This window comes from Geodermatophilus obscurus (genome assembly GCF_900143215.1).
Taxonomy (GTDB): domain Bacteria; phylum Actinomycetota; class Actinomycetes; order Mycobacteriales; family Geodermatophilaceae; genus Geodermatophilus; species Geodermatophilus obscurus_A.
Genome location: NZ_FRDM01000083.1, coordinates 1 through 3,831 on the forward strand (window position 1 = coordinate 1; position 3,831 = coordinate 3,831).

At 76.8% G+C, this 3,831-nt stretch carries 4 protein-coding genes; 3 read left to right on the plus strand and 1 reads right to left on the minus strand.

Features of this window, described 5'->3' with window-relative positions:
- Window positions 1–234 precede the first annotated feature (234 nt).
- Window positions 235–831, plus strand: a complete 597-nt coding sequence (locus BUB17_RS24930; protein ID WP_072921503.1) for an Rv1733c family protein — start codon at window positions 235–237, stop codon at window positions 829–831.
- A gap of 54 nt (window positions 832–885) precedes the next feature.
- Here the strand turns inward: BUB17_RS24930 and BUB17_RS24935 are convergent, their stop codons facing one another.
- A complete protein-coding gene (locus BUB17_RS24935; protein ID WP_072921505.1) occupies window positions 886–1,224 on the minus strand; it encodes a hypothetical protein in 339 nt (112 codons plus the stop codon).
- A gap of 183 nt (window positions 1,225–1,407) precedes the next feature.
- Here BUB17_RS24935 and BUB17_RS24940 point away from each other — a divergent pair, with 183 nt between their 5' ends.
- Both BUB17_RS24940 and BUB17_RS24945 read left to right on the plus strand, forming a co-directional pair.
- On the plus strand, window positions 1,408–1,623 hold the full coding sequence (locus BUB17_RS24940) for a PLDc N-terminal domain-containing protein (protein ID WP_072921507.1): 216 nt from the start codon (window positions 1,408–1,410) through the stop codon (window positions 1,621–1,623).
- A gap of 77 nt (window positions 1,624–1,700) precedes the next feature.
- Window positions 1,701–3,831: phosphatase PAP2 family protein (locus tag BUB17_RS24945; RefSeq protein WP_072921510.1), on the plus strand; the 2,131-nt coding region annotated here is incomplete at its 3' end.

The following is a 3,831-nucleotide window of genomic DNA, read 5'->3' on the forward strand; positions in this document are numbered from 1 at the left end:
CTCGAGCCTCCGGCGGTCGCCGCCGTCCCGACACCACCCTCCGTCCACCCGGGGCGGGCCGGAGGTCCCTGGGCGACACGGGGGGCGGGCGGTACCGGGAGCCCGCGGCCGGATGGGACGGGCCCTCCGCCGCCGCGGACGGGACCTGCGCCCCTCGGCCCCAGCCCGGCCGCGCCCGGACGCTGGATGCCGGCCGGCCGTTCCCGGCGACGGGCCCGCCGAGAGGAGCATGCGATGGCTGCCGAGGTCCCGATCCCCCCGTCGCAGAGGATCCGGGCCTTCACGCTGGGCCGCGGCCCGCTCAAGCGCGGCTCGGACCGCCTGCAATTCGCCGCGAGGCTGGTGCTGTGCGTGGTCGTCCTGGTGTCCGTGCCGGTGGCGCTCGCCATCGGAACCGTCGTCCACGAACAGCTCCGGGCGACGGCGGAGCAGCGGGCGGCCGAGCTCACCCCGGTGTCCGCGGTCGCCCTCGGGGACGCCGAGCCGGTGCAGGAGGGCCGTTTCGACGGGCGCTACCGGACCAGCGTGCGGTGGACCGCACGCGACGGCACCGACGTCGAAGCCGTCGTCACGACCCTGGGCGACACGTCCGTCGGCGACACGGTCACCGTGTGGACGACCACCGACGGTCGACCGACCGCCGCCCCACCGACCTCGTCGGAGGCGCTGCACAGCACGGTGGTCCTCGTCCTGATCGGCTGGTCGTGGTTCCTCGTGTTCGCCGGGACGGCGTACGCGGGCCTGTGCTGGGTGCTGGACCGCCTACGAGACCGCCGGTGGACCCGGCAGTGGGCCGAGATCGAGCCGACCTGGAGTCGCCGCGTGCCCTGACGGGCTCCGGTGGCCCGGGCGACCCGGGCCACCGGACCCCGCTCGGCCGGGTGTCTACCGGCGGAGGAGCCGGCGCAGCCACCCGCGAGGGCGATCGGCCCTGCCGGTCCGGGTGGACCGCGCCCCGGGTCGCTGCGGCAGCGCGGGTTGCTGCGGCAGGGTCCTGTGGGCCTCCTCGCCATGCGGCTCGGGGTGGCTGAGCCGCTCGTGGGCGAAGTAGTGCTGCAGGACGTCGGGGCCGGCCCGATGGCCGCGCGCGGCCACGTCGTGCCGGGCCTCCCACTCCGCCATCCGCTTCTCCACCTCGCTCATCTCGTGAGGCTGGGCCATCTCGCGGGGCTCCGGCCGGGTCGGCCGGTCCGCGGGCTGCTCGGGTCCGTCGAGGGTGGTCATGGTGCCTCCTCCAGTGCTGCTCGGGAGCCCAGGCTCACCCGCGGCGCCGCGCGATCCGCAGGGCCCGAGGTCCCGGCCTCGGGGGCCGCTCGCCCTCCGGCGGCGGACCTGGGGCCCTCCCGGCGAGGGCGGCGCGTCATCCAGGCTGACCGGAGCGGGACCGACCGACGAGAGGGGCACGCGATGACAAGGCGCCGGTGGCGGGACCTGACCCCGTGGCAGCGGACCGGCCTGGTGGCCGCCGGCGCGGTCCAGCTGGCGCTGGCCGTCGGCGCATGGGTTGACCTGGCCCACCGACGTCCGGCCGAGGTCACCGGACGGAAGGGCGTGTGGGCGGCGGTGATCGCGGTCAACTGGGTCGGCCCGCTGGCGTACATGCGCTGGGGGCGCCGGCGCTGAGCGCCCCGGGACACCAGGCCCCCGGACCGGACCGGAAGACCCTGATCGCCCGGCTCCCGGCCGTGTGGACTGACGCCATGACCTCCAGCGCGGTGACCACCGGCGACCCCGGGCTGCGTGTTCCCCGTCCACGACGGCCGGGCCCCCGGCCGGTCCAGCGGCACCCGGTCGACCTGGTACGGGTGGCGCTCGGGGTGGCCGTCCTGGGGCTGGGGTTTCTCATCGCCCAGCGTGGCCGGCTGCCGGTCTTCGAGCGGGACCTGTTCCAGCTGGTCAACGACCTGCCGACGATGGTCTTCCCGATCGTCTGGGCGCTGATGCAGCTGGGCAACGTCGTCACGGTGCCGGTCGTCGCCGGGGTGGCCGCGCTGACCCGCCGCTTCCGGATGGCGCGGGACGTGCTGATCTCGGGCGTCCTGGCCTACGTCGCCTCGGACCTGGTGAAGAGCGTCGTGCAGCGGGAGCGGCCGGTGGGGTTGGTCGTCGAGGTGAATTTCCCCGAGGGGCCGGTGACCGGTCTGGGGTTCGTCTCCGGACACTCCGCGGTCGCCGCGGCGGTGGCCACCGCGGTCGTGCCGTACCTCTCCCGCCGGGGCCGGCGCGTGGCGTGGGCGCTGGCGTGGACGGTGGCCTTGGGGCGCATCTACGTGGGCGCTCACCTGCCGCTGGACGTCGTCGGGGGGCTGGCCGTCGGATGGGCGATCGGCTCGCTCGTGCACTGGGCTCTCGGCGTGCCGCGGCGCGAGGTGCCGGCCGCTCGGGTGCAGCAGCTGCTCGAGCGCTTCGGCCTCTCTGTGCGCGATCTCCGGCCGGCCTCCGTCGCGGCGCGCAGCTCGCACCCGTTCGAGGCCGTCGACGGACGCGGCCGCCGGCTCTACGTGAAGTTCCTCGAGCCCGACCGCTTCGAGCGCGACTGGCTCTACCGGCTGTGGCGCCTGCTCGCCGTACGTGACATCAAGGATGCCGACGCCGTCGCACCGCTGGGCCAGCAGGCCGAGCACGAGGCGGTGGTCGCCATGACGGCCCGCGAGCACGGGGTCTCCACCCCGCCCGTGCTGCTGGCCCGGGGTGACGAGCGCGGTGCGGTGGTCGTGCAGGAGTACGTGGTCGGCCGGGGGCTCGACGAGCTGACGACCGACGAGCTCACGCCCGAGCTGCTGCGTCGGGTGTTCCAGCAGGTGGCCCTGCTGCGGGCGGCACGGGTGGCCCACCACGACCTGGTGGCGTCCAGCGTCCTGGTCGACGCCGAGGGCCGGGTGTGCGTGGTCGACTTCGGCAACGCCCTCAACGGTGCCGACGACGACGCGCTGGCCGGCGATGTCGCCGAGCTCATGGCCTCCCTGGCGCTGCGGGTCGACCCCGCGCTGGTGACCGACTCGGCGATCCACGTCCTCGGGTCCGACGCCGTGGCCGGGGCGCTGCCGGGGCTGATGCCGCTGGCCCTGTCGGCGGTCACCCGGGCCGGGATCCGGGAGGACCGCGCCCGCCTGGACCTGCTGCGCGGTGCCATCCGTCGGCGGCTGGACCTGCCCGACCCGGATCGGCCCGAGTACGGACCACCCGGGACGGCCGCGCGGCTGGCCGTCGCGGCCGGGTCGGCCCTCGTGCTCGTCGGCGTGCCGCTGCTGGCCGGCGCCACCGCACTCCTGGAGTCGGTCGAGCACGGCGGGTGGCGCTGGCTGGGCGCGGCCCTCGCGCTGGCCGTCCTGGCCCGCGCGGCGACCGCGGCCGCGGCGCTGCTGACGGTCGACCGCCGGCTGGCGCTGGGCCGCACCTACGGCGCGACCATGGCGGCCGACTCCGCCTCGCTGCTGCACGGCGGCGAGGGCTGGCGCCGGTCGGCCGCGAGGTTCCTGGAGCGTGCCGGGGTGTCGCCCGAGGAGGGGCGCCGGGCGGTGGACCGGTTCGTCGCCGGGGCGATCGTCGCGGCCGTGCTGGTCGCCGTCGCCACGCTGGCGCTGGCGCTGGCGGGCGGCTCTCTCGGGAGCTGGCGGACCCCCGAGGCCCTGGTGCCCGCGGTCGCGCTGGGGCTCGGCGCCTGGGCGCTGGTGCTGACCGGCCAGTGGCTGGCCCGGCGGGCCGACACCGGCCCGCAGGTGCGCCGCCAGGTGGCCCGGGTGCTGCGCAGCGGGCTCACCGCCCCGCGCCGGGCCCGGTGGCTGCCGGGCGCGCAGCTGGGCTGGACGGCGATGGGGGTGGCGCTGGAGG

Coding starts and splice junctions, on each gene's coding strand:
- BUB17_RS24930 (WP_072921503.1), top strand. CDS start 235: ATGGCTGCCGAGGTCCCGATCCCCCCGTCGCAGAGGATCCGGGCCTTC.
- BUB17_RS24935 (WP_072921505.1), bottom strand. CDS start 1,224: ATGACCACCCTCGACGGACCCGAGCAGCCCGCGGACCGGCCGACCCGG.
- BUB17_RS24940 (WP_072921507.1), top strand. CDS start 1,408: ATGACAAGGCGCCGGTGGCGGGACCTGACCCCGTGGCAGCGGACCGGC.